This window comes from Pseudonocardia autotrophica, assembly GCF_003945385.1.
Classification (GTDB): Bacteria; Actinomycetota; Actinomycetes; order Mycobacteriales; family Pseudonocardiaceae; genus Pseudonocardia; species Pseudonocardia autotrophica.
This window is the reverse complement of sequence record NZ_AP018920.1, coordinates 1,065,231-1,088,886: the sequence shown is the minus strand read 5'-3', so window position 1 is coordinate 1,088,886 and position 23,656 is coordinate 1,065,231. Positions and strand designations below refer to the sequence as shown.

The following is a 23,656-nucleotide window of genomic DNA, read 5'->3' as shown; positions in this document are numbered from 1 at the left end:
CCTCACCTCACACAGCGGCGCCGTCCGCGGTGGAGTAGACCTGCGCGTATGAGCGCCGACTACCGCATCGAGCACGACACCATGGGCGAGGTCCGGGTCCCGGCACACGCGTTGTGGCGGGCCCAGACCCAGCGGGCCGTGGAGAACTTCCCGATCTCCGGGCGCACCCTGGAACGCTCCCAGATCCGGGCACTCGGCCTGGTCAAGGCCGCCGCGGCCCGGGTGAACGGCGAGCTCGGCGTGCTGGACGCCGACCGGGCGGCGGCGATCGCCGCCGCCGCCGACGAGGTGGCGGCGGGCGCGCACGACGAGCACTTCCCGGTCGACGTCTTCCAGACCGGCTCCGGTACCTCGTCGAACATGAACGCCAACGAGGTGATCGCCTCACTGGCCGCCCGCGCCGGGACGGATGTGCACCCGAACGACCACGTCAACGCCTCGCAGTCGTCGAACGACGTCTTCCCGACGACCATCCACGTCGCCGCCACCGAGGCACTGGCGACCGAGGTCGTCCCGGCGCTGGAGCACCTCGAGGCCGCGCTGCGCCGCCGCGCCGCGGACTGGTCGGAGGTCGTCAAGGCCGGCCGCACGCACCTGATGGACGCCGTCCCGATCACCCTCGGGCAGGAGGCGGGCGGCTGGGCCAGCCAGGCCGGCTACGGCGCCGACCGGGTCCGCGACGCGCTCCCCCGGCTCGCCGTCCTGCCGATCGGCGGCACCGCGGTCGGGACCGGGCTGAACGCGCCGGACGGATTCGGTGCCGGCGTCGTCGAGAAGCTGCGTGCGGCGACCGGCCTGGACCAGCTGTCCGAGGCGACCGACCACATCGAGGCGCAGGGCTCGCGGGACGGGCTGGTCGAGGCGTCCGGGGCGCTGCGCACCGTCGCCGTCAGCCTCTACAAGATCGCCAACGATCTGCGCTGGCTGTCGTCCGGGCCGCGCACCGGGCTGGCCGAGATCCACCTGCCGGACCTGCAGCCGGGCAGCTCGATCATGCCGGGCAAGGTCAACCCGGTGATCTGCGAGGCCACGATGATGGTCTGCGCGCAGGTCATGGGCAACGACGCGACGGTCGGCTTCTCCGGCAGCCAGGGCAACCTGGAGCTGAACGTGATGATGCCGGTGATGGCGCGCAACGTGCTGGAGTCGGCGCGACTGCTCGCGAACGCGTCCCGGCTGCTCGCGGACAAGGTCGTCGACGGCATGGAGGCCGACCTGGAGCGCACCCGGGAGTACGCCGAGTCGTCGCCGTCGATCGTGACGCCGCTGAACTCGGTGATCGGCTACGAGGAGGCCGCCTCGATCGCGAAGCAGGCGCTCAAGGAGCGGAAGACGATCCGCGAGGTCGTCCTGGAGCGCGGGCACGTGGAGTCCGGGAAGCTCACCGAGGAGCAGCTGGACCGCGCACTCGACGTGCTGGCGATGACCCGCGGCGAGAAGCGGAGCTGACGCGGCGGGTGCGCACCCGCGGCGCGACGGTCTGCGACGGCCCGACCGCGGCGGGTCAGTCCATCCGCTGTTCATCTGCCGTCCCCCGTCCGGTCCATCATTACGTGACACGGTGTGACCTCTCTCGATCACCGTGACCCGAACGGACCCGACGGATGACCGATCAGCGCTTCGCGTACGAGCCGGTGCACGACCTGCGCAGCGGCCGCCTCGCCGGTGTCGAGGTGGTGCCGCGACGCGCCTACGACGCGGTCGCCGTGCAGGCCAGGGACCGCGGCTGGGGGGCCCGCCAGGTAGCCGAGCTGGACGCGGGCACCGCGGTCTCCGCGGTCCTGTCGGCTCCGGCCGCCCCCGGCACGGCCCTGCAGGTGGACGTGGCCGCGGACACCGTGCTGTACGCGCGGGAGCGGCTGCGTTCGATGCTCGGCGCCGTTGCCCCGCTGCTGGAGATCGGCCCGCCGATCACCGCCGCGGCGCCGGCCGAGCATCTCGTCCCGGCGCTGGCCGAGCTTCGCCGGTGGGGGTTCCGGATCGGGCTGGACGGCGCGGGCCGCACGTTCGGTCCCGAGCTGGTCGCCGCGATCCGGCCGGACGTGCTGAAGCTCGAACCGGATCTCGCCGACGGGGTGCTCGAGACCGGATCCGGCGCCGCGGTGCGGGCCGTGCTGGAGGTGGCCCGCGCGGTCGGCGTCCCGGTCGCCGCGACCGGCGTGCGGGATCCGGAACGGCTGTCCGGGCTGTACGCCAGTGGCGTCGCGCTCGCGCAGGGCCCCTTGCTCGGCGGGGCGCGCGCCACCCCCGAGCCCGATCCGGCGACGCTGCCGGAGCTGCTCGCCCTGCTGCGCTCGGCACCGGCGCAACCGGTCGCCGCGGGGCCGGTCGGTCCACCGGTCCGCGGACTCGCGACGCCCGCGGTCACGCTGGCCGCCGACGTCGTCGCCGACACTGCTCGCGAGGCGATGCGGGAGCGTCCGGAGTCGGCCGGGGTGGTGCTGGTCGACGGCGCCCACCGGCCGGTCGGTTACCTGGACCGCAGCCGGTTCCTGCTCGCGATGACCGGCCGGTTCGGGCACGCGCTGTGGGCGGACAAGCCTGCGAGCTCGCTCGCCGATCCACCGCGCACGGTGGACGAGCGGGCCCCGCTCCCCCTGGCGCTGGAGCTGAGCCTTGCCGGGGATCCGGCCCGGGCCTACGACGACCTGGTCGTCGTGGGCCCCGACGGGGTGTGCCGGGGTGTGGTCACGGTCGCGGAGCTGTGGCGCCGGACGATCCGGCCGTCCGGCACCCCCGCCCGGCCACCGGCCGGATCCGGTGCACCCCGGTCGGTCACCGGTCCCCCCACGCCCCGCTCCGTCTCCGGTGACTCCGCACCACGGCCGGTCGCCGATGCCGCCGTACCTCGGCCGGTGAACGACGCAGCCGTACCTCGGCCGGTGAACGACGCAGCCGCTCCGCGGCCGGTAGCCGGCCCGCCACACCGACGACCGCCGGCGGCGCCGCCGTCGCGCACCGCGGTGTGACGACGGCGCGCGATCGTCGGGGGTCGCTGCTTCACTGATCGCGTGCTGCTCAGCGACGTCGTCACCACATCGGCCGCGGTCGGGGCGACCCGGGCGCGGCGGGAGAAGACCACCGCACTCGCCGATCTGCTGCGGGCCGCCGGCCCGACCGAGATCGTGCCGGTGGTGGCGTGGCTGTCCGGCACCCCCCGGCAGGGCCGGATCGGCACCGGCTGGCGCACCCTCGCCGCGGTCGACGTGCCACCGGCCGACACGCCGTCGTGGACGGTGCAGCAGGTCGACGAGCTGCTCGACGAGCTGGCGGGCACCTCGGGTCAGGGATCCGCCCGGCGCAGGCGCGAGCTGCTCGACCGGCTCTACGGCACCGCCACCGCCGACGAGCAGCGGTTCCTGCACCGGCTGCTCACCGGGGAGCTGCGGCAGGGCGCGCTGGAGGGCCTGATGGTCGACGCGGTGGCCGCCGCGTCCGGCGCCGGGCAGGCCGCGGTCCGGCGCGCCTTCATGCTGTCCGGCCGGTTGCCGGAGACCGCTGCGACCGCGCTCGCCGGCGGAGCCGAGGCGCTCGCCGGGATCGGCCTGCGGGTCGGCCGCCCGATCCGCCCGATGCTCGCCTCCCCCGGCGACTCGCTGGATGCCGCGCTGGCCGCACTCGGCACCGAGGTCACCGTCGAACACAAGCTCGACGGGGCCCGCATCCAGGTGCACCGCACCGGCGACGAGATCCGGGTCTGGACCCGCACGCTGCGCGAGATCACCGCAGCGGTGCCGGAGATCGTCGAGCTGACCCGCGCGCTGCCCTGCTCGGCCGCGGTGCTCGACGGCGAGACCCTCGCCCTCGACGACGACGGCCGCCCCCGCGCGTTCCAGGACACGATGAGCCGCTTCGGCACAGAAGCGGACGGGGACGGGGACGGCGGCAGGGACGAGCGCGGAGTGCTGCTCAGCCCGTTCTTCTTCGACCTGCTGCACCTCGACGGACACGACCTGGTCGACGAGCCGCTGGAGACCCGGCTGGACCTGCTGGCCGGGCTGCTCGAAGGCGACCGGCAGGCCCCGCTGCGGATGCCCGGGGTGCGGCGGCCGTCGCCGGAGGAGGCCGCCGCCGTGCTGGACGGGGCGCTCGACGCCGGGCAGGAGGGCGTCGTCGTGAAGGATCTGGCGGCGCCGTACGCGGCGGGCCGGCGCGGCAAGGCCTGGCAGAAGGTGAAGCCCGTGCACACCCTCGACCTGGTCGTGTTGGGCGCCGAGTGGGGGTACGGGCGGCGCACCGGATCACTGTCGAACATCCATCTCGGCGCCCGCGATCCCGACGGCGGGGAGCCGGTGATGGTCGGCAAGACCTTCAAGGGCATGACCGACGAGCTGCTCGCCTGGCAGACCGAGACCTTCCCTCGGTATGCCCGCGAGGAGGAGCCGGGCGTGCTGTTCCTGCGGCCCGAGCTGGTCGTGGAGATCGCGCTGGATGGTGCGCAGCGCAGCACCCGCTACCCGGGCGGGGTCGCGCTGCGGTTCGCCAGGGTGCTGCGTTATCGCCCGGACAGGACCGCGGCCGATGCCGACTCGCTCGACGCGGTGCGGGCGCTGCTCTCCGGCTGATCCCGGGCCGGGTGCCCGAGTGCACCGGGCCGGGCGCGCAGCACACCGGCCGCGAGCACCCGCCCGTCCGGCCCGCTGAGCGTCCGCTCGACGCCGAGCAGGGGTGTGCCGGCCGGGACACCGAGCAGGGTCGCCGCGTCCGGATCGGCGGGCACCGGGCCGGAGCGTGCCCGGATCACGTCCGGCCGCAGCTGCGCCTCGGCCAGCAGCCGGTCGAACGGCCCGGTGTCCGGCACCGTGAGCAGATCGGCCGCCGCGGGCGCGGCGACGTAGTGGGTCTCGAGGACCACCCCGCCGCCCGCGGTCCGGGCCACGCACTCCACCCGCAGGCACGGGCTGCCGGTGGGGATGCCGAGCCAGTCCGCGAGCACGTCGGGTGCGGCGATCCCGGACCGTTCCAGCGGGCGTGGACGCTCCCCCGGATCCGCGACGACCGACGTCCGGCCCGGGTAGTCCGGCTCGGCCACGATCCGGTGCGCCGCCGGCCCGGGCCGCAGCAGACCCTCCTCGGACAGCAGCGCGAGCGCCGCCCGAACCGAGGAACGCGGCACGCCGTAGCCGATCATCAGCTCGTCCTCGCGGGGCAGCAGGCCGCGGAGCCCGCGGCGCCCGGCGATCGCGATCCGGAGCAGGTCGCGGACCCGGCGCGCGTCGGAGGCGCGTACCTGCGGGATCGGCGACGGCACCGGCATGTACTCCACGGTAGGGGTACTGCGTTGCTCGACGGTTCCCCGCGAATGACAGGCGCGTGACACACCGGTGCCGCCCGCCGGGGCGTAGCATCCCGATACCGTGCGCTTCCTCGACGACCGCCGGCCGGAGCACGACCTCACCTACGACGACGTCTTCCTCGTCCCGCGCAGGTCGTCGGTCGCCTCCCGGTTCGACGTCGACCTCACGACCCCCGACCGCTCCGGCGCCACCGTCCCGGTGGTGGCGGCCAACATGACAGCGGTCGCGGGCCGCCGGATGGCCGAGACGCTGGCCCGGCGCGGCGCGCTGACCGTCCTACCCCAGGACGTCGCCACCGACGCCGTCGCGGGCATCGTGTCCTGGCTGAAGTCCCGGCACCCGGTCTGGGACACCCCGCTGGTCCTGCGCACCGGCGACGCCGTCGCGGACGCGCTGAACCTGCTGCCCAAGCGGGCGCACGACACGGTCGTCGTGGTGGACGAGGGCGATCGTCCGGTCGGCACCGTCAGCGAGGCGGGATGTGCCGGCGTCGACCGGTTCACCCGGCTCGCGGACGTCCTGGCGCCGGACCCGCTGCTGCTGCCGGTGGACACCGCGCCGCGCGAGGTCTTCGAGCGGATCGACGCGCGCCGGGCACCGGTCGCGCTCGGCCTCGACGCCGACGGCAGGCTCGCCGGTCTGCTCACCCCGCTCGGCGCGATCCGGGCCGGGATCTACACGCCGGCCCTCGACGACGCGGGCCGGTTGCGCGCCGCGGCGGCGATCGGCATCAACGGCGACGTCGCGGTGAAGGCGAAGGCCCTGCTCGACGCCGGTGTCGACGTCCTCGTCGTGGACACCGCACACGGCCACCAGGAGAAGATGCTGGACGCCATCGCGGCGGTCCGCCGGGTCGTCGACGACGCCGGGGTCGCGGTGCCGGTGGCGGCCGGGAACGTGGTGACCGCCGACGGCGTCGCGGACCTGGCGCAGGCCGGGGCGGACATCGTCAAGGTCGGTGTCGGCCCGGGCGCGATGTGCACCACCCGGATGATGACCGGCGTCGGGCGGCCGCAGTTCTCCGCGGTCGCCGAGTGCGCCGCGGCCGCCCGCGAGCTCGGTGCGGTGATCTGGGCCGACGGCGGGGTGCGGCACCCCAGGGATGTGGCGCTGGCACTCGCCGCCGGTGCCGCATCGGTGATGATCGGCTCCTGGCTGGCCGGGACCTACGAGTCCCCCGGCGACCTGCTGTGGGACGAGCGCGGTCGGGGATACAAGGAGTCGTTCGGGATGGCGTCCAAGCGCGCCGTCAGCGCCCGGACCCGCGGCGACAACGCGTTCGACCGGGCCCGCAAGTCGCTGTTCGAGGAGGGCATCTCGGCATCCCGGCAGCGGCTGGACCCGGAGCGCCCCGGAGTCGAGGACGTGCTGGACGAGATCTGCTCCGGGGTCCGTTCGGCGTGCACCTACGCCGGCGCCCGCACCCTCGACGAGCTGCACGAGCGTTCGGTGGTCGGGGTGCAGACGACCGCCGGGTTCACCGAGGGCACCCCGCACGGGCTGTAACCCCGGACCGGGGCTCCGATCCGCTGCGGCCCCGCGCACCGGTGGTGCGCGGGGCCGCAGCACGGATCAGGAGGCGGGCCCCTCCAGCATCTCGGTGACCAGCGCGGCGATCGGCGAGCGCTCGCTGCGGGTCAGCGTGACGTGCGCGAACAGCGGATGCCCCTTCAGCTTCTCGATGACCGCGTTGACGCCGTCGTGCCGGCCGACGCGCAGGTTGTCCCGCTGCGCGACGTCGTGTGTGAGCACCACCCGGGACGCGGTCCCGAGCCGGGACAGCACCGTGAGCAGCACGTTGCGCTCCAGCGACTGCGCCTCGTCGACGATCACGAACGTGTCGTGCAGCGACCGGCCGCGGATGTGGGTGAGCGGGAGCACCTCCAGCATGCCGCGGGCGATCACCTCGTCGATCACGTCCTGGCTGACCAGCGCACCGAGGGTGTCGAAGACGGCCTGTGCCCAGGGCTGCATCTTCTCGCTCTCGCTGCCCGGCAGGTAGCCGAGATCCTGCCCGCCGACGGCGTAGAGCGGCCGGAACACCACGATCTTGCGGTGCGCCTGGCGCTCCAGCACTGCCTCCAGTCCGGCGCAGAGCGCGAGCGCCGACTTCCCGGTGCCGGCCCGGCCACCGAGCGAGACGATCCCCACCTCGTTGTCGAGCAGCAGATCGAGCGCGATCCGCTGCTCGGCGGACCTCCCGTGCAGACCGAAGGCGTCCCGGTCACCCCGGACCAGCTTCACCCGCTTGTCCGCCGTGACCCGGCCGAGCGCGTTGGACACGCCCACCAGCCGCAAGCCGGTGTTGCAGGGCAGGTCACGGGCGGCGTCGTGGTCGATGACACCGTCCCGGAACAGGGCGTCGACGTCGTCGGAGCCGACCTCCAGGTCCGTCATCCCGGTCCAGCCCGAGAACAGGACGTCCTGGCCGTGGTACTCGTCGGCGTCCAGTCCGACGGCCGCGGCCTTGACCCGTAGCGGCATGTCCTTGGTGACCAGGGTCACCTCTGCGGTGGAGGTGGGATCGGCCCGCAGGTTCAGCGCGCAGGCCAGGATCCGCGAGTCGTTCGAGTCGGTGCGGAACCCGGCCGGCAACACGGCGGGATCGGAGTGGTTGAGCTCGACGTGCAGGGTTCCGCCGTTGTCGCCGATCGGGATCGGCGCGTCCAGACGGCCGTACCTGACCCGCATCTCGTCGAGCTGACGAAGTGCGGTGCGGGCGAACCAGCCGAGCTCGGGGTGGTGACGCTTGGCTTCGAGCTCGGAGATCACGACCAGCGGCAGAACGACCTGGTGCTCGTCGAAGCGGAGCAACGACCACGGGTCGGACAGCAGGACGGACGTGTCGAGCACGTAGCAGCGGGTGGAACCTGCCGGCGTGTCCCCGACGGTCTCCGTGAGCGGAGCCTGGTCGGTGAGGGCGGGACGACGATCGGTCACGGGTGCTCCCTCGCAGGTGCGGCACCACACCTGCTCTGCGTCGGGCCGGCCGGTCCTGACGCGGAACGTGACGGCGTCGCAGGACCATGGCGGTCCTCCGGCCGGCACGCCCGCAAGGGCCGGGTGCCGGCCCTCTCGGGTGCGTTCAACACCACGTCCAGGGCCTCCCGGACGAGCCGCATCGGATACGGCGCGTCAACACGGACGCTACTAGTGGTCACCCTCGTGCGGTCAATAGCAAGTCCGGAGCGGTGAGCTACAAAGAACCCCGATGGCAGAGTTGTAACCTGCCGTTCATCGTGTGATCGACACCGTCCGACGTCACGCAACCTGCACGAACACGATCGGCTGCCCGCCGTCCGGCGGAGCCGGGAGCGGCTACGGATACGCCGTTCGGGTCATCGCGGGTGCTGCCACACCGGAACCGTTCCCGATCCCCGGGCGGTCAGGTGCGGCGAGATCGGCCGGGAGGACGGGCGTGTCGAGCAGCCTGCGCAGGCCGGCCACCGGGCCGTCGGGCACCCTGGCGAGCCAGCTGCGGACCAGCGGCGCCCCCTCGGCGTAGGTGACCGGGTAGCTGCGCCACTGCGGATGATCGAGAAACGCGAGCACCCGCCGGGCCCTGGCCTCGGGCAGCAGCAACCAGCGCGCCAGGTGATCGACGACCTCGTCCGGTCCGGCGCCGTCGACGTGCCGCAGCAGCGCCGCGTCCTGCCGGACCCGGCCGAGCAGCTCCAGCTCGGTCTCGATCCGCTCGGCGAGGGGGCCGTCGATCCGGACCCCGACGCCGGCCAGCACCCGCTGTGACACCGATCCCCAGCCGGGCCCGGGCAGCACCGACGCCGCCACCTCGGCGGCTCCCTCGGCGATCAGCCCCTGCGGGCTGTGCACCAGCCGGAGTGCCAGCTCCGGGTGTCGCGCCGCAGCGAGCTCCGCCCGGCAGTACTGGGTGTGGTGCCCGGGATAGGTCTCGTGGGCGAGCAGCGGCAGCAGCGATCCGGCCCGCACCCGCGCCCCGGTGCTGATCGACACCCGGCTGCGCAGGCCGCCCCGGTACCGGGTGAACGCGGTCCAGGGACGCTCCCCGACCAGCTCGACCTGTGCGCGTTCGTCCGGGGGCAGGCCGAGCCGGTCGCCGGTCGAGCGGCGCAGCTGCGCCGTCAGCGCGGTGACGGCGGCGCCGAGCAGGCCGGGCGGGACCAGGTCCGCCTCCCGGTAGGCCTGCATCCGCGGGCCGACCGGACCGCGCCCGGGAAGCAGTTCGGCGAGCCCGCGGTGGGCCTCGCGGTAGCGGTCGGGATCGGTCCGGCGCGGGCGCACCCCGAACAGTGCGCGGACCTCGTCGAGATATCCCGGCCGGTCGCCGTTCAGCGTCCGCGCGTGGCAGTGCAGCGCCACCAGCAGGGCATCCCACTGGGCGGCCGACGACGGCGGCAGGCCCGCGGCCGCGACCTCCCGGCGCAGTTCCGAGGCGCGGGCGACGAGCTCGGACGGCACAGCCCGGGCCTGACCGGCGATCTCGCGGGCGAGCTCCGGATCGGGGCCGGGCCCGTCCAGCACGCCGGGTCGGATCCGCTCCACGCGCAACGCGAGCCGCGTGATCGCGCGCAGCAGGCCGTCCGGTGACACCCGCCGAGCCTAGGCGTGCCGGAACCGAACGACGGTCACAGCCGCCGGGTACGCATCCGTTCGGCCGTACGTCGTGACCCCCCGTGACTACTTCGGCGGCCGTGACCGCACCGTGAACCGCGACGTGAATGCCCGATCCAGGGAGTATCCGAACATAAAGTAATAGGTTAACCCGATGGTGTTGAGCGATTTGTTCGGCACGACCCGAAGCTATAGATTGTCACGCAGTCGACACGGGCTCCCCCACTTGTCAACGTGTCGGCAAGCGTGAGGCCGGCTACGGGCGGACTCGAGACTCAACAGGAGAAAACTGTGCTGAAGAAGGCTGGAATCCTGGTTGCGGCCACCACCGCCTCCCTGCTCGCGGTGAGCCCGATCGCCTTCGCCGGTGACAAGGGCGACGACCACGGCCACAAGGGTGGCCACCACCACGGTGCCGAGAACGTCATCGACAAGGACGCCAAGGGCCTCATCGCCGGCCTGAACGGCAACAACGTCAACGTGCCGATCCAGGCCTGCAACAACAACGTCCCGGTCAACGTCCTGGGCGTGCAGGTCCCGGTCGAGGACGCGGCGGCCCTGAACGGCCTCACCGGCGCCCTGGGCATCCTGGGCGACGCCAAGGCCAAGTCGGGCGACTCGGTCACCGACCAGTCCGACGTCTGCGCGCAGGAGGCCGGCGCCGGCGACTCGATCGGCTGATCTCGAACAGATCACCGAAAAAACCCCGGAGCATCTGCTCCGGGGTTTTTTCGTGCCATTTCCGGGCGTCCCCCGACGGATTGACGCAGACGGGTCACAGGCACCCACCGTGCAGTTTCACACGACCCGACCACTCGCCGGGGTGACCGAATGCTCGGTGGTGGTCGAAACTCCACGCCACTTCACTGTGCGTGACAGGTCTTCTGATCCGTCGGACCGGCTCCCGCGCTGAGGGACCGCCCCGTCACGGCTGGACATCCCTCGGCGCGGCTGCCGCGCCGCAGCACCGGACGCGGTCGCCCGCTGCGCCCGCCCATCCGGCCGGGCCTCGGGGAGCATCGACCGGACACTCCCCCGCCCGCGCCCCGCGGCCCGCGCCGCGCGGCCCAGCCGCGCGGCCCGGCCGCACCGCCCGGCCGCACCGCCCAGCCACACCGGCCCGGCCTCGCCACCCGGCCACACCGGCCCGGCCTCGCCACCCGGCCACACCGGCCCGGCCTCGCCACCCGGCCACACCGGCCCGGCCTCGCCACCCGGCCACACCGGCCCGGCCTCGCCACCGGGCCACGCCCACCCCCGGTCACGCCACCCGGCCACACCGCGACCCGGTCGCGCCGTCCGTCCGCACGCCCGGTCACGCCGCCCGGTCGAGGACCGCGATCGAGAGACCTCGGCCGAGATGTCGGCTCGCTGACCTCGCGGCCCGGATGCCGCGACCGGAACGAACCGCCCTCAGGCGAACCGTCCCCGGCGGACCGGCCCCGGCCGAACCGCCCCAGCGGCGAACCACCCCGCCCGGGCCACCCCGCCGAGACCTCACCGGTGGCGGATTCGCCCCCGCGCTCCCGCCACCGGAACCGGCTCCGCACCGGCGGGCCGGATCATGCGCCGATCGGGCGTTTCGCGGTACACCGCCCGGCGCAGCCTCGACACGCCCGTTCGCCACGCCGGGCGACGCGCCAGCGCGATCGACAAATCCCCTGGTACCCGAACGGATCGCAGTTCTCCGGAAAAAAAGTACGGAGGGTCAGATTGTCCGCACCGGAAGCCTCCGTTAGATTGACGCCCAGTCGATGCGGGCTCCCCGGTTCGAGCATCGACAAGTACTGAGAGTGTGTCCGGGTCCCCGGTGCGTGCTCTCCGACTCAAACAGGAGACGGACTGTGCTGAAGAAGGCTGGAATCGTCGTCGCGGCTGGCGCCGCGTCGCTCGTTGCGCTGAGCCCGCTCGCGTTCGCAAGCGACAGCCACGAGGCGACCGACAGCTTCAACAAGACCAAGGACAGCTACAACAAGAGCTACAGCAAGACCGACGTGAAGGACATCGACAAGACCGATGTCCAGTTCGGGCACAACGGCGGCAACGTCGCGGACAAGTCCAGCAGCGGCCTGGTCAACATCTCGGGCAACAACCTGAACGTGTCCCCGCAGGCCTGCGGCACCGCGCTCAACGGCAACAGCCTGATCCAGGGTGCCCTGGGCGGCCTGTTCTCCGAGGCCGAGAACTCCTCGAGCGTCAACTCGGACAACGGTGTCAACTGCACCAACGCCTCCGAGGTCGGCGACGAGTTCGACCAGGACAACGGTGGCAAGCAGCACGGCGACAAGGGCGACAAGGGCTACAAGTAAGTCCTTCGCGCATCGCGCAGCAGAAGGGCCCCGGGGGTGCACCCCGGGGCCCTTCTGCATTGCCGGCACGCTCGCCCGCCGATCTGAAACTGCTATAACGAGCGAGCGCGCCGAAGGTTACGCATGAATTCGGATCAGCCGCCGAAACGTCGGTGCCGTGCGGCGAAGTCGCGCAGTGCCCGGAGAAAATCGACGCGCCGGAACTCGGGCCAGTACGCCTCGCAGAACCAGAACTCCGAATGGGCCGACTGCCAGAGCAGGAAACCCGACAGACGTTGCTCACCGCTGGTCCGGATGACGAGGTCCGGATCCGGCTGACCGGACGTGTAGAGATGCGCCGCGATGTGGTCGACGTCGAGGCTCTCCGCGATCTCCTCGAGCGTGCGTCCGGCCTCCGCCTGGGTCAGCAGCATCTTGCGCACGGCGTCCGCGATCTCCTGCCGGCCGCCGTAGCCGACGGCGACGTTCAGCTGCAGTCCGCCACGGTCACCGGTGCGCGCCACCGCCGCGGCGAGCCGGTCCGCCATCGACTTCGGCAGCAGCTCCATCGCCCCGACCACCCGCAGCCGCCACGGGGTGTCCGGGCCGGACAGGTCGTCCACCACCCCACCGATGATCTCGAGCAGGTCCTTCAGCTCGTCCGGCGAGCGGGTGTCGAGGTTGTCGGTCGAGAGCAGGAAGACCGTCACCACCTCGACCCCGGCCTCGGAACACCAGCCGAGCATCTCGACGATCTTCGCGGCACCGGCGCGGTGCCCCTCGGCCGGATCGTCGAGCCCGGCCTCCCGGGCCCATCGACGGTTGCCGTCGAGGATCAGCGCAACGTGCTTCGGACTCTCGGATCCGGCGATCTGGCGCAGGATCCTGCGCTCGTACACCGTGTAGAGCAGGTCTCGAACGGCCACGAACACGGACCCTAGTCCGACCGCCGGAAGCCGACGCGGGCGCTGGTCACCGACCGCCACAGCCGGTGTGGCGTACGCCCGCCCACCGGGACGCGTGCGGGTGCGACACGTAACGTCGAGCCGTGTCCTCGGTGAGCACCTCCCCCGCGCCGCTGAAGCCCCGGATGCGCGGCTGGCTGCACCTGTGGAGCCTGGTCGCATCCGTCTTCGCCTGCGCCACCCTGATCAGCCTTGCCGGTGCACTGGTCGGCGCGGCGGCAGCCGCCGCGACCGCGGTCTACACCCTGACCACGTTCGGGTTGTTCGGCATCAGCGCGCTGTACCACCGGCGCACCTGGAGCGATCCGGGCCGGCGGCGGCTGATGAAGCGCCTCGACCACTCCATGATCTTCCTGTTCATCGCCGGCACCTACACACCGGTGTCGGTGCTCGCCCTGCCGCCGGACACCGCGACATGGGTACTGACGGTGGTCTGGGGCGGCGCGCTCGCCGGAGTCGCTCTGAAGCTGGCCTGGCCGTCGGCGCCGTCCTGGGTGGGGGTGCCGATCTATGTCGCGCTCGGCTGGGTGGCGATCTTCGTGCTCCCCGGCCTGCTCGACGGGGGCGGGGTCGCCGCGCTCGTCCTGCTCCTGGCCGGCGGAGCGCTCTACACCGCGGGCGCGGTGGTGTACGCGCTGCGGCGCCCCGACCCGTGGCCCGCCACCTTCGGGTACCACGAGATCTTCCACGCGGCGACCGTGCTGGCCTGGACCTGCCACCACATCGCGATCTGGCTGGTGCTGCTGCGCTGACCGGTTCCGGAACCGGTCAGGACGGGCCCTGGGCCCGCAGGTCGTCCACCCGCGCCATCGCCGAGCGCAGCTCGGCCAGCCACTCGTCGGCGTGCCGGCCGACCAGCCGGACCGACCAGCTCAGCGCGTCCGAGCGCGACCGGGCCACGCCGGCGTCGACCAGGGTGTCCAGGACCAGCCGCTCCGGCTGGCGCAGCCTGGTCATGACCGGCACCGAGATCGTGGTGAACAGCTCCGTGGTCCCGCCGAGCCGGGCGCCCCACGCGACCTTGCGCCGGTAACGGGTCTCCGCCTGCCGGGCGATCTCGATCCGCGCCTCCCGGGTCTCCTCCCGGAACCGGGAGATCCGGCCGGACTCCGCAGCAGCCGCGTCGGCCCGCCCGGCATCGGTGTCGGGATGCTCGGTGTCCAGCGCGGGCAGCTCGCCCACGACGACGATCTCGTCCCGGTCGCAGGTGATCTCCGGTGCCCCGGTGAACCAGCCGTCGGGCAGCCGCCCGGTGAACCAGGCCTGCGCGTCGTCGGCGGAGGGCAGGTCGGCCTGCTGCCAGCCGCCCCGTCCACGTCCTCGTGCTGTCATCATCGGACCCCTCTCGGTCGAATGATTACAGCATTACACCGCTTACGTCATTCGTCGATGACGATCACCGGTCGAGCAGCGCCGACAGCTCGTCGGGGCCGGTCACCGGCACGTCGCACACGAAGCCGCGGCACACGTACGCCGCCGCACTGCCGCCGATCGTCCCGCGACCGGCGAGCAGCGGGACACCGTCGGCGTCCGGCTCCCCGGCGACGACGACCGCACCACCGGGAGCGTCCCGGCGGGCCCGGTCGGTCAGCGGGCCGGATCCGGTCTCCCCCGCCACCGCCACCTGCAGTGGACCACCGACCAGCGCCTCGGCCGCGGTGAGCCAGTGCCCGAGGAACCGCGGGGCCCGCCCCGCGAGCGTCCCGACCGAGCGCACCGCCTGCTCGGCGGCATCCCGGTAGCGGGCCGCCCGCGTCGGCTCGGCCAGCGCCGATGCGGTCACCAGTGCCTCCGCCAGCGCCGAGGAACCGCAGGGCGAGGCGTTGTCGGTCAGCTCACGGGGCCGGTGCAGCAGCAGGTCGGCGTCCGTCGAGTCGGCGGCCGTGTCCAGGTAGGTACCCGGACGGTCGGGCGCGGCGAACCGCTCCAGGGTGCTGTCGAGCAGCTCCAGCGCGGCGGTCAGCCGGTCCGGGTCGCCGGTCGCCTGGTGCAGCGCGAGCAGTCCGGCGACGAGCAGCGCGTGATCCTCCAGCACCCCGTCGGCGTCGCCCGCCCGGCCGTCCCGCGAGGACCGCCGCAACCGGCCGTCGACCAGGTGCACGTCGAGCAGCAGATCGGCGATCCGGTCCGCGGCCCGCACCCACTCCGGCCTGCCCGACGCGGCGCCCACCTCGGCCAGTGCGACGACGGCGAGCGCGTTCCAGGCCGTCACCACCTTGTCGTCGCGAGCCGGTTGTGGCCGGGCCGAGCGCGCGGTGAGCAGTGCGGCCCTGGTCCGTTCCCACCATGCCGGGTCGTCGGGATCGCGGAGCAGCTGCAGGGTGGAGGCGCCGCCCTCGGCCGTGCCCTCCGCGGTGACCCCCAGCAGCTCGGCCGCCCGGGCACCGTCCTCGGGACCGAGCACCTCGCGCAGCTGCGCGGGCGTCCACACGTAGGTGAGGCCCTCGATCCCGTCGGTATCGGCGTCGAGTGCCGAGGCCAGGCCGCCCTCGGGGGTACGGAGCTCGTCGAGCAGGAACCGGGCGATGCCCTCCGCGACCCGCTCGGCGAGCGCGGAACCGCGGCGGCCGAGATGCCCGTAGGCCCGCAGCAGCAGCGCGTTGTCGTAGAGCATCTTCTCGAAGTGCGGGACCACCCAGCCGTCGTCGACCGAGTACCGGGCGAAACCACCGGCCAGTTGGTCGTGCAGCCCGCCCCGGGCCATCGCCTCGCAAGTGCGCTCGGCCAGCCACGACGACTGCTCGGAGCCGGTCCGCTCGTGATGGCGGAGCAGGAACTCCAGCACCATCGACGGCGGGAACTTCGGGGCGCGACCGAACCCGCTGTGTTCCGGGTCGTGCTGGCCCGCCAGCACCTCGACGACGTCGTCGAGGGTCTGCTCGCCGACGGTGACCGGCTCGGGATCGGATGCGGCCTGCTCCGCCAGCTGTTCGGCGATCCGCCCCGCGGCGACCCGGACCCGCTCGCCGTCCCCGATCCAGGCACCGGACACGGCGTCGAGCAGCTGCCGGAACGACGGCAGCCCGTGCCGGGGCTGCGGCGGCAGGTAGGTGGCGCAGTGGAACGGCTCGCCGTCCGGGGTGAGGAAGCAGGTCATCGGCCAGCCGCCCTGACCGGTCATCGCCTGGGTGGCCGCCATGTAGACGGCGTCGATGTCCGGGCGTTCCTCCCGGTCGACCTTGATCGCGACGAATCCGCGGTTCACGACGGCGGCGATCGCCGGATCCTCGAACGACTCGTGGGCCATCACGTGACACCAGTGACAGGCCGCGTAGCCGATCGACAACAGCACCGGGACGTCCCGGCGCCGCGCCTCGGCGAACGCATCGGCCGACCAGGGGTGCCAGTCGATCGGGTTCTCGGCGTGCTGGAGCAGGTACGGGCTGGTGGCCGTGGCAAGCCGGTTCGGCATGCCGCACAGCCTCTCAGGTGTTGCGGGGCTCCGCGCCGGTGTCCGTCTCGCTCCGGTCGCCCTGATCGCCATCGTCGTCGAACGACTCTGGCAGCCGGGTGATCCGCTTGCTCATGTTCCGGATGAGGAACCCCGTCGCCAGCAGCAGCAACAGCACGACCGCCAGCCCCGCCGGCGCCGAGCTGCCCCACTCCGGCAGCTGCCCCGGCGGCGGCTGGCGTTCCTGCATCGGCACCAGGAAGCCGGTCGCGATCTCGCGCGCCATCATCGTCGCGCTGTCGAACAGCACCGCCGACCTCCTCCGCACACCGAACCGTCAGAACCGGACCGCGGCTCGCGCCGCGCGTCCGACCGCCAGGCTACTCGCGCGTCAGCCGGCGATCCGCTGCTCCCCGCGCTCGAACGGGATGCCGGTGAACAGGTCGTCCTCCGGGGTGGTCGTGTCGACCAGCGAGTGCACCAGCTCGTAGTCCTCGGTCGGCCACACCCGGGCCTGCACCTCCAGCGGGGTGAAGAAGAACCGGCTGGTCGGGTCGATCTGGGTGGCGTGCGCACGCAGCGCGTCGTCGCGGCGGCCGAACCAGTCCGCGCAGGTGACCTGGGTGGTGACCCGGGTGCCCGGGTCGGGCCGGTCGGCCCCCCAGTTCGCCAGCCACTCCGCGTAGGGCGACTCCTCGCCGGCATCCAGGAAGGCCTGGTGGAACGCCTCCAGCCGGGCCCGGGAGAAACCGTGGCCGTAGTAGAGCTTGAGCGGCTGCCACGGCGGACCGGCCTCCGGGAAACGGGCCGGGTCGCCCGCGGCCTCCCAGGCGGCCATCGAGATGACGTGCGTGCGGATGTGGTCGGGATGCGGGTAGCCGCCGTTCTCGTCGTAGGTGACGATCACGTGCGGGCGGAACTCGCGGATCAGGCGGACCAGCGCGGCGGTCTGCTCCTCGACATCGCCGAGCGCGAAGCAGCCGGCCGGCAGCGGGGGCAGCGGATCGCCCTCGGGCAGCCCGGAGTCGACGTAGCCGAGCCAGGCGTGCCGGACGCCGAGGATCTCGGCGGCCCTGGCCATCTCACCGCGCCGGACCTCGGTCATGTTCTCCAGCACATCCGGCCGGTCCATCGCCGGATTGAGGACGCTGCCGCGCTCACCGCCGGTGCAGGTCACGACGAGCACCTCGTGGCCCTCGTCGGCGTACCGGGCGGTGGTGGCGGCTCCCTTCGACGACTCGTCGTCCGGGTGCGCGTGCACCGTCAGCAGCCGGGGACGCTCGCCGGGGGCGGGTAGCGACAGGGTCTTCTGCGTGGGCGATGGGGTCATCGGACGGGTTCCTCCACGGTCACCTGGCTCGGGGCCCGCTGCGCGACCGGGACCGGCGCGGGCGGCGAGTTCGTGTTCGTCACGATCCTGGCAGAGGGGACCGACAACGACCGCTCCGCACGGGATGCTCAGCTCTCGCAACGCCGTCCGGGTTTCCGCTGTTCCCGGAGCTGGACGCCCGTACCGGAACACTGCGGCGGGCGGTTCCGCTGCACTTCGGAAGGGAATTCGGCCCCACCACTACCATCGCCCTCACCTGCGATTATCCGGTCGTCGGGAACCAACTCGGCGCCGCCGCCGTTCATCGAGCGGCTGCGATGAGCGGCGCGCATCGTGCTAGGGTGTCTTGTACACGGCCCGCCAGCGGGTCGTGTTTTTCCTTACTCGGGGCGTGCCGCCCGGTGCCGCTGACCCCGTTGCCCCGTCGGCGCCCGGCGCCCGGCGGCGACACGCCCTGTTCCCTGAAGGAGTTGATGACGGTGACGGATACCCAGGCGACCTGGTTGACCCAGGAGGCCTTCGACCGGCTGAAGTCCGAGCTGGACGGGTTGATCGCGAACCGGCCCGTCATCGCCGCCGAGATCAACGCCCGCCGCGAGGAGGGCGACCTGAAGGAGAACGGCGGCTACCACGCGGCCCGCGAGGAGCAGGGCCAGCAGGAGGCCCGGATCCGCCAGCTGCAGGAGCTGCTGCGCACCGCCCAGGTCGGAACCACCCCGTCGAGCGCCGACGAGGCCGCCCCCGGGACCGTCCTCACCATCAAGTACGAGGACGACGAGGACACCGAGAAGGTACTGCTCGGCTCCCGCGAGGAGGGCAGCCACGGCGACCTGCAGGTGATCTCGCCGAACTCCCCGCTCGGCGCGGCGCTGCTCGGTGCGAAGCCCGGCGACACCCGCGAGTACCAGCTGCCCGACGGCGGCAACATGACGGTCACCCTGGTCGATATCGAGGCGTTCACCGGCTGACACCGGACACGACGAAGCGGGCCCGGCCGACACGGCCGGGCCCCTCGTCGTGACGGACCCGGCAGCACGGCATCAGGACGGTGCGGTTCAGGACGGTGCGGTGACGGCGTGCCCGGCCGCCCGCAGCCCGGCGACGATCGTGTCCCGGTGCTCGGGCCCGCGTGTCTCCAGGCTCAGCTCGACGTCGACCTCGCCGACCGGCAGCGCACCACTGATCCTCGAGTGCGCCACGTCGGTGACGTTCGCACCGAGGGTCCCGACCCGCGCCAGCAGCTCCGCCAGCGCACCGGGCCGGTCCGGCACCTGCACCCGCAGCGTCAGGTACCGCGAGGACGCGACCAGCCCGTTGCGGATGACCTGCAGCAGCACCAGCGGATCGACGTTCCCGCCGGACAGCACCGCGACGACCGGGCCGTCGAACCGTTCCGGGTGCTCCAGCAGGGCCGCGACCGGCGCCGCTCCGGCCGGTTCCACGACCAGCTTCGCCCGTTCCAGGCAGTGCACCAGCGCACCGGCCAGTGCGTCCTCCCCGACCGTGATCAGCTCGTCGATCAGGCCGGCCACCTGCGGGAACGTGATGTCGCCCGGGCGTCCGACGGCGATCCCGTCGGCCATCGTGCGCATCGCCTCCAGCGGGACCGGGCGGCCGGCCGCGAGCGACGACGGCCAGGCGGCCGCGCCGGCGGCCTGCACGCCGACGATCCGGACACCGGGCCGGCGCTCGCGCAGCACCGCGGCGATGCCGCCGAGCAGCCCGCCGCCGCCCGCCGAGACCAGCACGGTGCCGACGTCCGGTACCTGTTCGAGAATCTCGCAGCCCACGGTGCCCTGGCCGGCGATGATGTCGGGGTGGTCGAACGGGTGCACCAGCACCGAGCCCGAGCGCTGGGCCGCCTCGGCCGCCGCGCCGACCGCCTCGTCCACCGAACGACCGGTCAGCACGACCTCGGCACCGTAGCCGCGGGTGGCGTCCACCTTCGGGAGCGCGGCCCGCTCCGGCATGAACACCGTCGCCCGGACCCCGAGCAACCGGGCCGCCAGCGCCACACCCTGTGCGTGGTTGCCCGCCGACGCCGCGACGACGCCGCGGGCCCGCTCCTCCGGGGCGAGCCGGGCGATCCTGGTGTACGCACCGCGGATCTTGAACGAGCCGGTGCGCTGGAGGTTCTCGCACTTGAGGTGGACCGGGGCGCCGACCAGACCGGACAGCGCCCTGGCTCCCGCGACGGGTGTCCTGCGCACCACCGGGTCGAGCAGCTCGCGGGCGGCGTACACGTCGGCGGAGGTGACCGGCGGGGTGACGGAGGCGTCCGGTGCGGCGACCATCCGGGCAGTCTCGCACCACCGCCGGTAGCCTCGCCGGTAGCCACCGGGCGTGATCCTCGAACCACTCAGGGTCGAGGCACGCTGCGTGGGCCCCGGAACCCTGCGGGGCCCACTCCGCTCCGCGCCCGTGGCCGGGGAGGAACTCGCGAATGACCCGGTTGCGCACCACCGCGCCGCTGTTGCTGGCGGCCGCGCTGACCGCGCTCGCCGTGACGACGGTGCAGGGCGCGGGCTGCGACGACCCCGGCCACTACGAGCCGGGGCCGGACGGGTCCTGGTCCCTGGTCGGCGGCTGCGTCGAGCCGGGCGACCTCGTCGTCGCCCCGCCGCCGACGGTCACCGACCCGGCGTCGACCCCGGAGCAGTCCCGCAGCTGAGGCCCTCCGACCGAGGTGATCAGCGGACGGTGTCCAGCGCGGTCCGCAGGTCGTCGACCAGGTCGTCGGCATCCTCGATCCCCACCGACAGCCGCACCAGGCTGTCCGGGACCTCCAGCATCGAGCCGGCGGTCGCGGCGTGCGTCATCTGGCCGGGATGCTCGATCAGCGACTCGACGCCGCCGAGGGACTCGGCCAGGGTGAACAGCTTCGTCTCCGCGCAGATCCGCAGCGCTGCGTCCCGCCCGCCGGCGGCCAGGAACGACACCATCCCGCCGAACCGGCGCATCTGCTTGGCGGCGACCTCGTGGCCGGGGTGTCCGGGCAGCCCCGGGTAGAGCACCTGCGAGACGGCCGGGTGCGCCCCGAGCAGCTCGGCGATCCGCTCGGCGTTGTCGCAGTGCCGCTCCATCCGGACCGCGAGGGTCTTCACCCCGCGCAGGGTCAGCCAGGCGTCGAACGGACCGGGGACCGAACCGACCGAGTTCTGGGTGAAGGTGATCCGCTCGGCGAGCTCGTCGTCGTCGGTGATCAGGGCACCCCCGACGACGTCGGAGTGCCCGCCGACGTACTTGGTGGTCGAGTGCACGACGACGTCGGCGCCGAGCGCGAGTGGCGTCTGCAGGTACGGCGAGGCGAAGGTGTTGTCGACGACGAGCCGCGCCCCGGCCTCGTGCGTGATCGCGGCCAGGCCGGCGATGTCGGCGATCCCGAGCAACGGGTTGGTCGGGGTCTCCGACCAGACCACCCGCGTGCTGGGACGCAGTGCGGCGCGCAGCGCGTCGTGGTCGGCGAGATCGACCGGGGTGTGCTCGACGCCGAACCCGGCGAGCACCTTGTCGACCAGCCGGAACGTGCCGCCGTAGGCGTCGTGCGGGATGACCAGGTGGTCACCGGGGCGGAGCAGGATCCGCAGCAGCGTGTCGGTGGCACCCATCCCGGAGCCGAACGCGTGCGCGTGCCGGCCGCCCTCCAGGGCGGCCAGGCACTCCTGCAGAGCCGTCCGGGTCGGGTTCGCGCTGCGCGAGTACTCGTACCCGCCACGGATCCCGCCGACGCCGTCCTGCGCGTAGGTGGAACTCGTGTGGATCGACGTGGTGACCGCACCCGTGGTCGGGTCGGGGTCCTGACCGGCGTGAATCGCCCGTGTGGAGAAGCCCTGCATGTGCCCGGAGGGTACGCGCGCGTGCGATCGGGCTCCGCCCCGGTCAGCCGTTCCCGAGGAACGCGATCACGTCGGACCGCGTGACGACCCCGGCCGGCTTGCCGTCCACCAGCACCAGCGCGGCGTCGGCCTTCGCGAACGCGGCCATCGCGTCCTGCAGCGACTCGCCGGCGCCCAGCGTCGGCAGCGGCGGGGACATGTGGCCCTCCAGCCGGTCGGCGAGCTGCGCGCGGCCGGTGAACAACGCGTCCAGCAGGTCCCGTTCGACGACCGCACCGGCCACCTCGGCGGCCATCACCGGCGGCTCGGCCTTGACGACCGGCATCTGTGAGACACCGAACTCGCGCAGGTAGAGCGCCGCGTCGGCGACGGTCTCGTTCGGGTGCGCGTGCACCAGCGCCGGGATCGACCCGTCCTTGCGGCGCAGCACGTCGCCGATCGTGGCGCCCTCGGACGGCGGGAGGAAGCCGTAGCTGGCCATCCAGGCGTCGTTGAAGACCTTGCCCAGGTAGCCCCGGCCGCCGTCGGGCAACAGGACGACGACCACCGCGTCGGCGGGCAGTGTCGCGGCGACCCGCAGTGCGGCGACCGCCGCCATCCCGCAGGAGCCGCCGACCAGCAGCGCCTCCTCGCGAGCGAGGCGCCGTGTCATGTCGAACGAGTCGGCGTCGCTCACGGCGACGATCTCGTCGCACACGTCCCGGTCGTAGGTGGTCGGCCAGAAGTCCTCGCCGACCCCCTCCACCAGGTACGGACGGCCGGTGCCGCCGGAGTACACCGAGCCCTCCGGGTCGGCCCCGATGATCCGCACCGCGCCCCCGGAGACCTCCTTGAGGTAGCGGCCGATCCCGGAGATCGTGCCGCCGGTGCCGATGCCCGCGACGAAGTGGGTGATCCGGCCCTCGGTCTGCTCCCAGATCTCCGGGCCGGTGCTGCGGTAGTGCGACTCCGGGTTGGCCGGGTTGGCGTACTGGTTGGGCTTCCAGGCGCCCTCGATCTCGCCGACCAGCCGGTCGGAGGTGCGGTAGTACGAGTCCGGGTGGTCCGGGTCGACGGCGGTCGGGCAGACGACGACCTCGGCGCCGTAGGCCTTCAGCACGTTCCGCTTGTCCTCGCCGACCTTGTCCGGGCAGACGAACACGCAGTGGTAGCCCTTGCGCTGCGCGACCATCGCCAGCCCGACGCCGGTGTTGCCCGAGGTCGGCTCGACGATGGTGCCGCCGGGGCGCAGCTCACCGGACGCCTCGGCCGCCTCGACCATCCGCAGGGCGATCCGGTCCTTCACCGAACCACCCGGGTTCAGGTACTCGACCTTGGCGAGGACCGGCGGGGTGATTCCCTCGGCGACCGCTCCCAGCCGGACGAGCGGGGTGTTCCCGACCAGGTCGACGACGTGCTCGACATAGCGCATGAAGGCATCCTCGCACCGCTCACTCCCGCTCGACCGAGCGCAGTCCCGACGACGGTGTCCACCAGCGCACGACCAGTCGGTTGCGCGCGTCGTTCAGCCCGGTCCAGGCCACCTCCGACAGGTCCACACGGAAGGCGTCGCCGGTCACCGGGCCGGACAGCGGGCCGGTCCACAGCGCCCGGCCGGACACCTTCACGTCGCCGTCGCCCAGGTCACCGCCGCTCTGGTCGGCCGGCGCCGCGTGCAGCGCGAACCGCGGATCCCGCCGCAGGTCGGCACCCTTGCGCGCACCCGGCATCGATCCGAACGCCAACTCGGTGGCCGGGCCCGAGTCGTCGAACACGACCTCGATCCCGGACACCCGGGGCGATCCGTCGGCCCGCAGGGTCGCGATCACCAGGGCCACGCCACGCTGCAGGATCCGCTGCGTCAGCTCGGCGAACTCGGGCTCGGCGGACCGGAACTCTCCCCAGGAGGTCATGGCGGAAGCATGCCCGGTACCCCTGACAGTTTCGTCACGTCCCGCGCCGGGGCCCGGTTACCCGCAA

General features: G+C 73.1%; 21 protein-coding genes. 9 read left to right on the top strand and 12 right to left on the bottom strand.

Annotation, left to right across the window (positions count from 1 at the left end; all coding sequences use genetic code 11):
• The first annotated feature begins 48 nt into the window (after positions 1 to 48).
• From Pdca_RS05335 to Pdca_RS05325, 3 genes are all read left to right on the top strand, one after another.
• Positions 49 to 1,449, top strand: coding sequence for a class II fumarate hydratase (locus Pdca_RS05335; RefSeq protein WP_085911593.1), 1,401 nt, complete (start codon positions 49 to 51; stop codon positions 1,447 to 1,449).
• Between the two features lie 155 nt (positions 1,450 to 1,604).
• Positions 1,605 to 2,969: an EAL domain-containing protein gene (locus Pdca_RS05330; protein ID WP_085911592.1), complete on the top strand. Its 1,365-nt coding sequence runs from the start codon at positions 1,605 to 1,607 to the stop codon at positions 2,967 to 2,969.
• A 42-nt stretch (positions 2,970 to 3,011) separates the two neighbouring features.
• A complete protein-coding gene (locus Pdca_RS05325) occupies positions 3,012 to 4,565 on the top strand; it encodes an ATP-dependent DNA ligase (protein WP_085911591.1) in 1,554 nt (517 codons plus the stop codon).
• Here the strand turns inward: Pdca_RS05325 and Pdca_RS05320 are convergent.
• Positions 4,496 to 5,257: a GntR family transcriptional regulator gene (locus tag Pdca_RS05320; RefSeq protein WP_125911270.1), complete on the bottom strand. Its 762-nt coding sequence runs from the start codon at positions 5,255 to 5,257 to the stop codon at positions 4,496 to 4,498. The genes Pdca_RS05325 and Pdca_RS05320 overlap by 70 nt on opposite strands.
• Before the next feature lie 100 nt (positions 5,258 to 5,357).
• On the opposite strand from Pdca_RS05320, the gene Pdca_RS05315 reads away from it, so the two are divergent.
• Complete coding sequence (locus Pdca_RS05315) at positions 5,358 to 6,803, top strand: GuaB1 family IMP dehydrogenase-related protein (protein WP_085911589.1); 1,446 nt, start codon at positions 5,358 to 5,360, stop codon at positions 6,801 to 6,803.
• A gap of 66 nt (positions 6,804 to 6,869) precedes the next feature.
• Here Pdca_RS05315 and Pdca_RS05310 read toward each other — a convergent pair whose 3' ends face one another.
• Together Pdca_RS05310 and Pdca_RS05305 are read right to left on the bottom strand one after the other, a co-directional pair.
• Complete coding sequence (locus tag Pdca_RS05310; RefSeq protein WP_085911773.1) at positions 6,870 to 8,150, bottom strand: RNA 5'-3' helicase PhoH2; 1,281 nt, start codon at positions 8,148 to 8,150, stop codon at positions 6,870 to 6,872.
• Positions 8,151 to 8,615: 465 nt separating this feature from the next.
• Entirely contained in the window at positions 8,616 to 9,866 is a 1,251-nt protein-coding gene (locus Pdca_RS05305; protein ID WP_085911588.1) for a hypothetical protein, read from the bottom strand.
• Positions 9,867 to 10,178: 312 nt separating this feature from the next.
• Between Pdca_RS05305 and Pdca_RS05300 the strand changes: the two genes are divergently transcribed.
• On the top strand, positions 10,179 to 10,568 hold the full coding sequence (locus tag Pdca_RS05300; protein ID WP_085911587.1) for a hypothetical protein: 390 nt from the start codon (positions 10,179 to 10,181) through the stop codon (positions 10,566 to 10,568).
• 1,163 nt (positions 10,569 to 11,731) lie between these two features.
• Positions 11,732 to 12,196, top strand: coding sequence for a hypothetical protein (locus tag Pdca_RS05295; RefSeq protein ID WP_085911585.1), 465 nt, complete (start codon positions 11,732 to 11,734; stop codon positions 12,194 to 12,196).
• 134 nt (positions 12,197 to 12,330) lie between these two features.
• Here the strand turns inward: Pdca_RS05295 and Pdca_RS05290 are convergent, their stop codons facing one another.
• Positions 12,331 to 13,101, bottom strand: a complete 771-nt coding sequence (locus Pdca_RS05290) for an isoprenyl transferase (protein ID WP_085911772.1) — start codon at positions 13,099 to 13,101, stop codon at positions 12,331 to 12,333.
• Between the two features lie 164 nt (positions 13,102 to 13,265).
• On the opposite strand from Pdca_RS05290, the gene trhA reads away from it, so the two are divergent.
• Positions 13,266 to 13,892 (top strand): PAQR family membrane homeostasis protein TrhA, encoded by a 627-nt coding sequence (gene trhA / locus Pdca_RS05285; protein ID WP_085911771.1) that lies wholly within the window; start codon positions 13,266 to 13,268, stop codon positions 13,890 to 13,892.
• Between the two features lie 16 nt (positions 13,893 to 13,908).
• On the opposite strand, the gene Pdca_RS05280 is transcribed toward trhA, so the two are convergent.
• The 4 genes from Pdca_RS05280 to mca form a co-directional block, all read right to left on the bottom strand.
• Positions 13,909 to 14,475 (bottom strand): hypothetical protein, encoded by a 567-nt coding sequence (locus tag Pdca_RS05280; protein WP_166665900.1) that lies wholly within the window; start codon positions 14,473 to 14,475, stop codon positions 13,909 to 13,911.
• A gap of 61 nt (positions 14,476 to 14,536) precedes the next feature.
• The gene (locus Pdca_RS05275) at positions 14,537 to 16,552 is read right to left on the bottom strand and encodes a thioredoxin domain-containing protein (protein ID WP_085911584.1); all 2,016 of its coding nucleotides are present in this window, start codon (positions 16,550 to 16,552) and stop codon (positions 14,537 to 14,539) included.
• A gap of 13 nt (positions 16,553 to 16,565) precedes the next feature.
• Positions 16,566 to 16,841, bottom strand: a complete 276-nt coding sequence (locus Pdca_RS05270; RefSeq protein ID WP_085911583.1) for a hypothetical protein — start codon at positions 16,839 to 16,841, stop codon at positions 16,566 to 16,568.
• Between the two features lie 81 nt (positions 16,842 to 16,922).
• Complete coding sequence (mca, locus tag Pdca_RS05265) at positions 16,923 to 17,861, bottom strand: mycothiol conjugate amidase Mca (RefSeq protein ID WP_085911582.1); 939 nt, start codon at positions 17,859 to 17,861, stop codon at positions 16,923 to 16,925.
• A gap of 479 nt (positions 17,862 to 18,340) precedes the next feature.
• Between mca and greA the strand changes: the two genes are divergently transcribed.
• A complete protein-coding gene (gene greA / locus Pdca_RS05260) occupies positions 18,341 to 18,829 on the top strand; it encodes a transcription elongation factor GreA (protein WP_174824366.1) in 489 nt (162 codons plus the stop codon).
• An 87-nt stretch (positions 18,830 to 18,916) separates the two neighbouring features.
• Here greA and ilvA read toward each other — a convergent pair whose 3' ends face one another.
• Positions 18,917 to 20,155, bottom strand: a complete 1,239-nt coding sequence (ilvA, locus tag Pdca_RS05255; protein WP_085911580.1) for a threonine ammonia-lyase — start codon at positions 20,153 to 20,155, stop codon at positions 18,917 to 18,919.
• Between the two features lie 149 nt (positions 20,156 to 20,304).
• Between ilvA and Pdca_RS05250 the strand changes: the two genes are divergently transcribed.
• On the top strand, positions 20,305 to 20,532 hold the full coding sequence (locus Pdca_RS05250; RefSeq protein WP_085911579.1) for a hypothetical protein: 228 nt from the start codon (positions 20,305 to 20,307) through the stop codon (positions 20,530 to 20,532).
• A gap of 19 nt (positions 20,533 to 20,551) precedes the next feature.
• On the opposite strand, the gene Pdca_RS05245 is transcribed toward Pdca_RS05250, so the two are convergent.
• Genes Pdca_RS05245 through Pdca_RS05235 form a run of 3 tightly spaced genes read right to left on the bottom strand, consistent with a single transcriptional unit; the run spans position 20,552 to position 23,589 of the window.
• Positions 20,552 to 21,697, bottom strand: coding sequence for a cystathionine gamma-synthase (locus Pdca_RS05245; RefSeq protein WP_085911578.1), 1,146 nt, complete (start codon positions 21,695 to 21,697; stop codon positions 20,552 to 20,554).
• Between the two features lie 43 nt (positions 21,698 to 21,740).
• Positions 21,741 to 23,108, bottom strand: a complete 1,368-nt coding sequence (locus Pdca_RS05240; RefSeq protein ID WP_085911577.1) for a cystathionine beta-synthase — start codon at positions 23,106 to 23,108, stop codon at positions 21,741 to 21,743.
• Positions 23,109 to 23,127: 19 nt separating this feature from the next.
• The gene (locus Pdca_RS05235) at positions 23,128 to 23,589 is read right to left on the bottom strand and encodes a pyridoxamine 5'-phosphate oxidase family protein (RefSeq protein WP_085911576.1); all 462 of its coding nucleotides are present in this window, start codon (positions 23,587 to 23,589) and stop codon (positions 23,128 to 23,130) included.
• Between the last annotated feature and the right edge of the window lie 67 nt (positions 23,590 to 23,656).

Bases quoted from the DNA above. Each gene is read 5' to 3' on its own strand.
- Pdca_RS05335 (WP_085911593.1), top strand. From the start codon at position 49: ATGAGCGCCGACTACCGCATCGAGCACGACACCATGGGCGAGGTCCGG.
- Pdca_RS05245 (WP_085911578.1), bottom strand. From the start codon at position 21,697: ATGCAGGGCTTCTCCACACGGGCGATTCACGCCGGTCAGGACCCCGAC.
- Pdca_RS05330 (WP_085911592.1), top strand. From the start codon at position 1,605: ATGACCGATCAGCGCTTCGCGTACGAGCCGGTGCACGACCTGCGCAGC.
- Pdca_RS05280 (WP_166665900.1), bottom strand. From the start codon at position 14,475: ATGATGACAGCACGAGGACGTGGACGGGGCGGCTGGCAGCAGGCCGAC.
- Pdca_RS05250 (WP_085911579.1), top strand. From the start codon at position 20,305: ATGACCCGGTTGCGCACCACCGCGCCGCTGTTGCTGGCGGCCGCGCTG.
- trhA (WP_085911771.1), top strand. From the start codon at position 13,266: ATGCGCGGCTGGCTGCACCTGTGGAGCCTGGTCGCATCCGTCTTCGCC.
- Pdca_RS05235 (WP_085911576.1), bottom strand. From the start codon at position 23,589: ATGACCTCCTGGGGAGAGTTCCGGTCCGCCGAGCCCGAGTTCGCCGAG.
- Pdca_RS05275 (WP_085911584.1), bottom strand. From the start codon at position 16,552: ATGCCGAACCGGCTTGCCACGGCCACCAGCCCGTACCTGCTCCAGCAC.
- Pdca_RS05320 (WP_125911270.1), bottom strand. From the start codon at position 5,257: ATGCCGGTGCCGTCGCCGATCCCGCAGGTACGCGCCTCCGACGCGCGC.
- ilvA (WP_085911580.1), bottom strand. From the start codon at position 20,155: ATGGTCGCCGCACCGGACGCCTCCGTCACCCCGCCGGTCACCTCCGCC.
- mca (WP_085911582.1), bottom strand. From the start codon at position 17,861: ATGACCCCATCGCCCACGCAGAAGACCCTGTCGCTACCCGCCCCCGGC.
- Pdca_RS05240 (WP_085911577.1), bottom strand. From the start codon at position 23,108: ATGCGCTATGTCGAGCACGTCGTCGACCTGGTCGGGAACACCCCGCTC.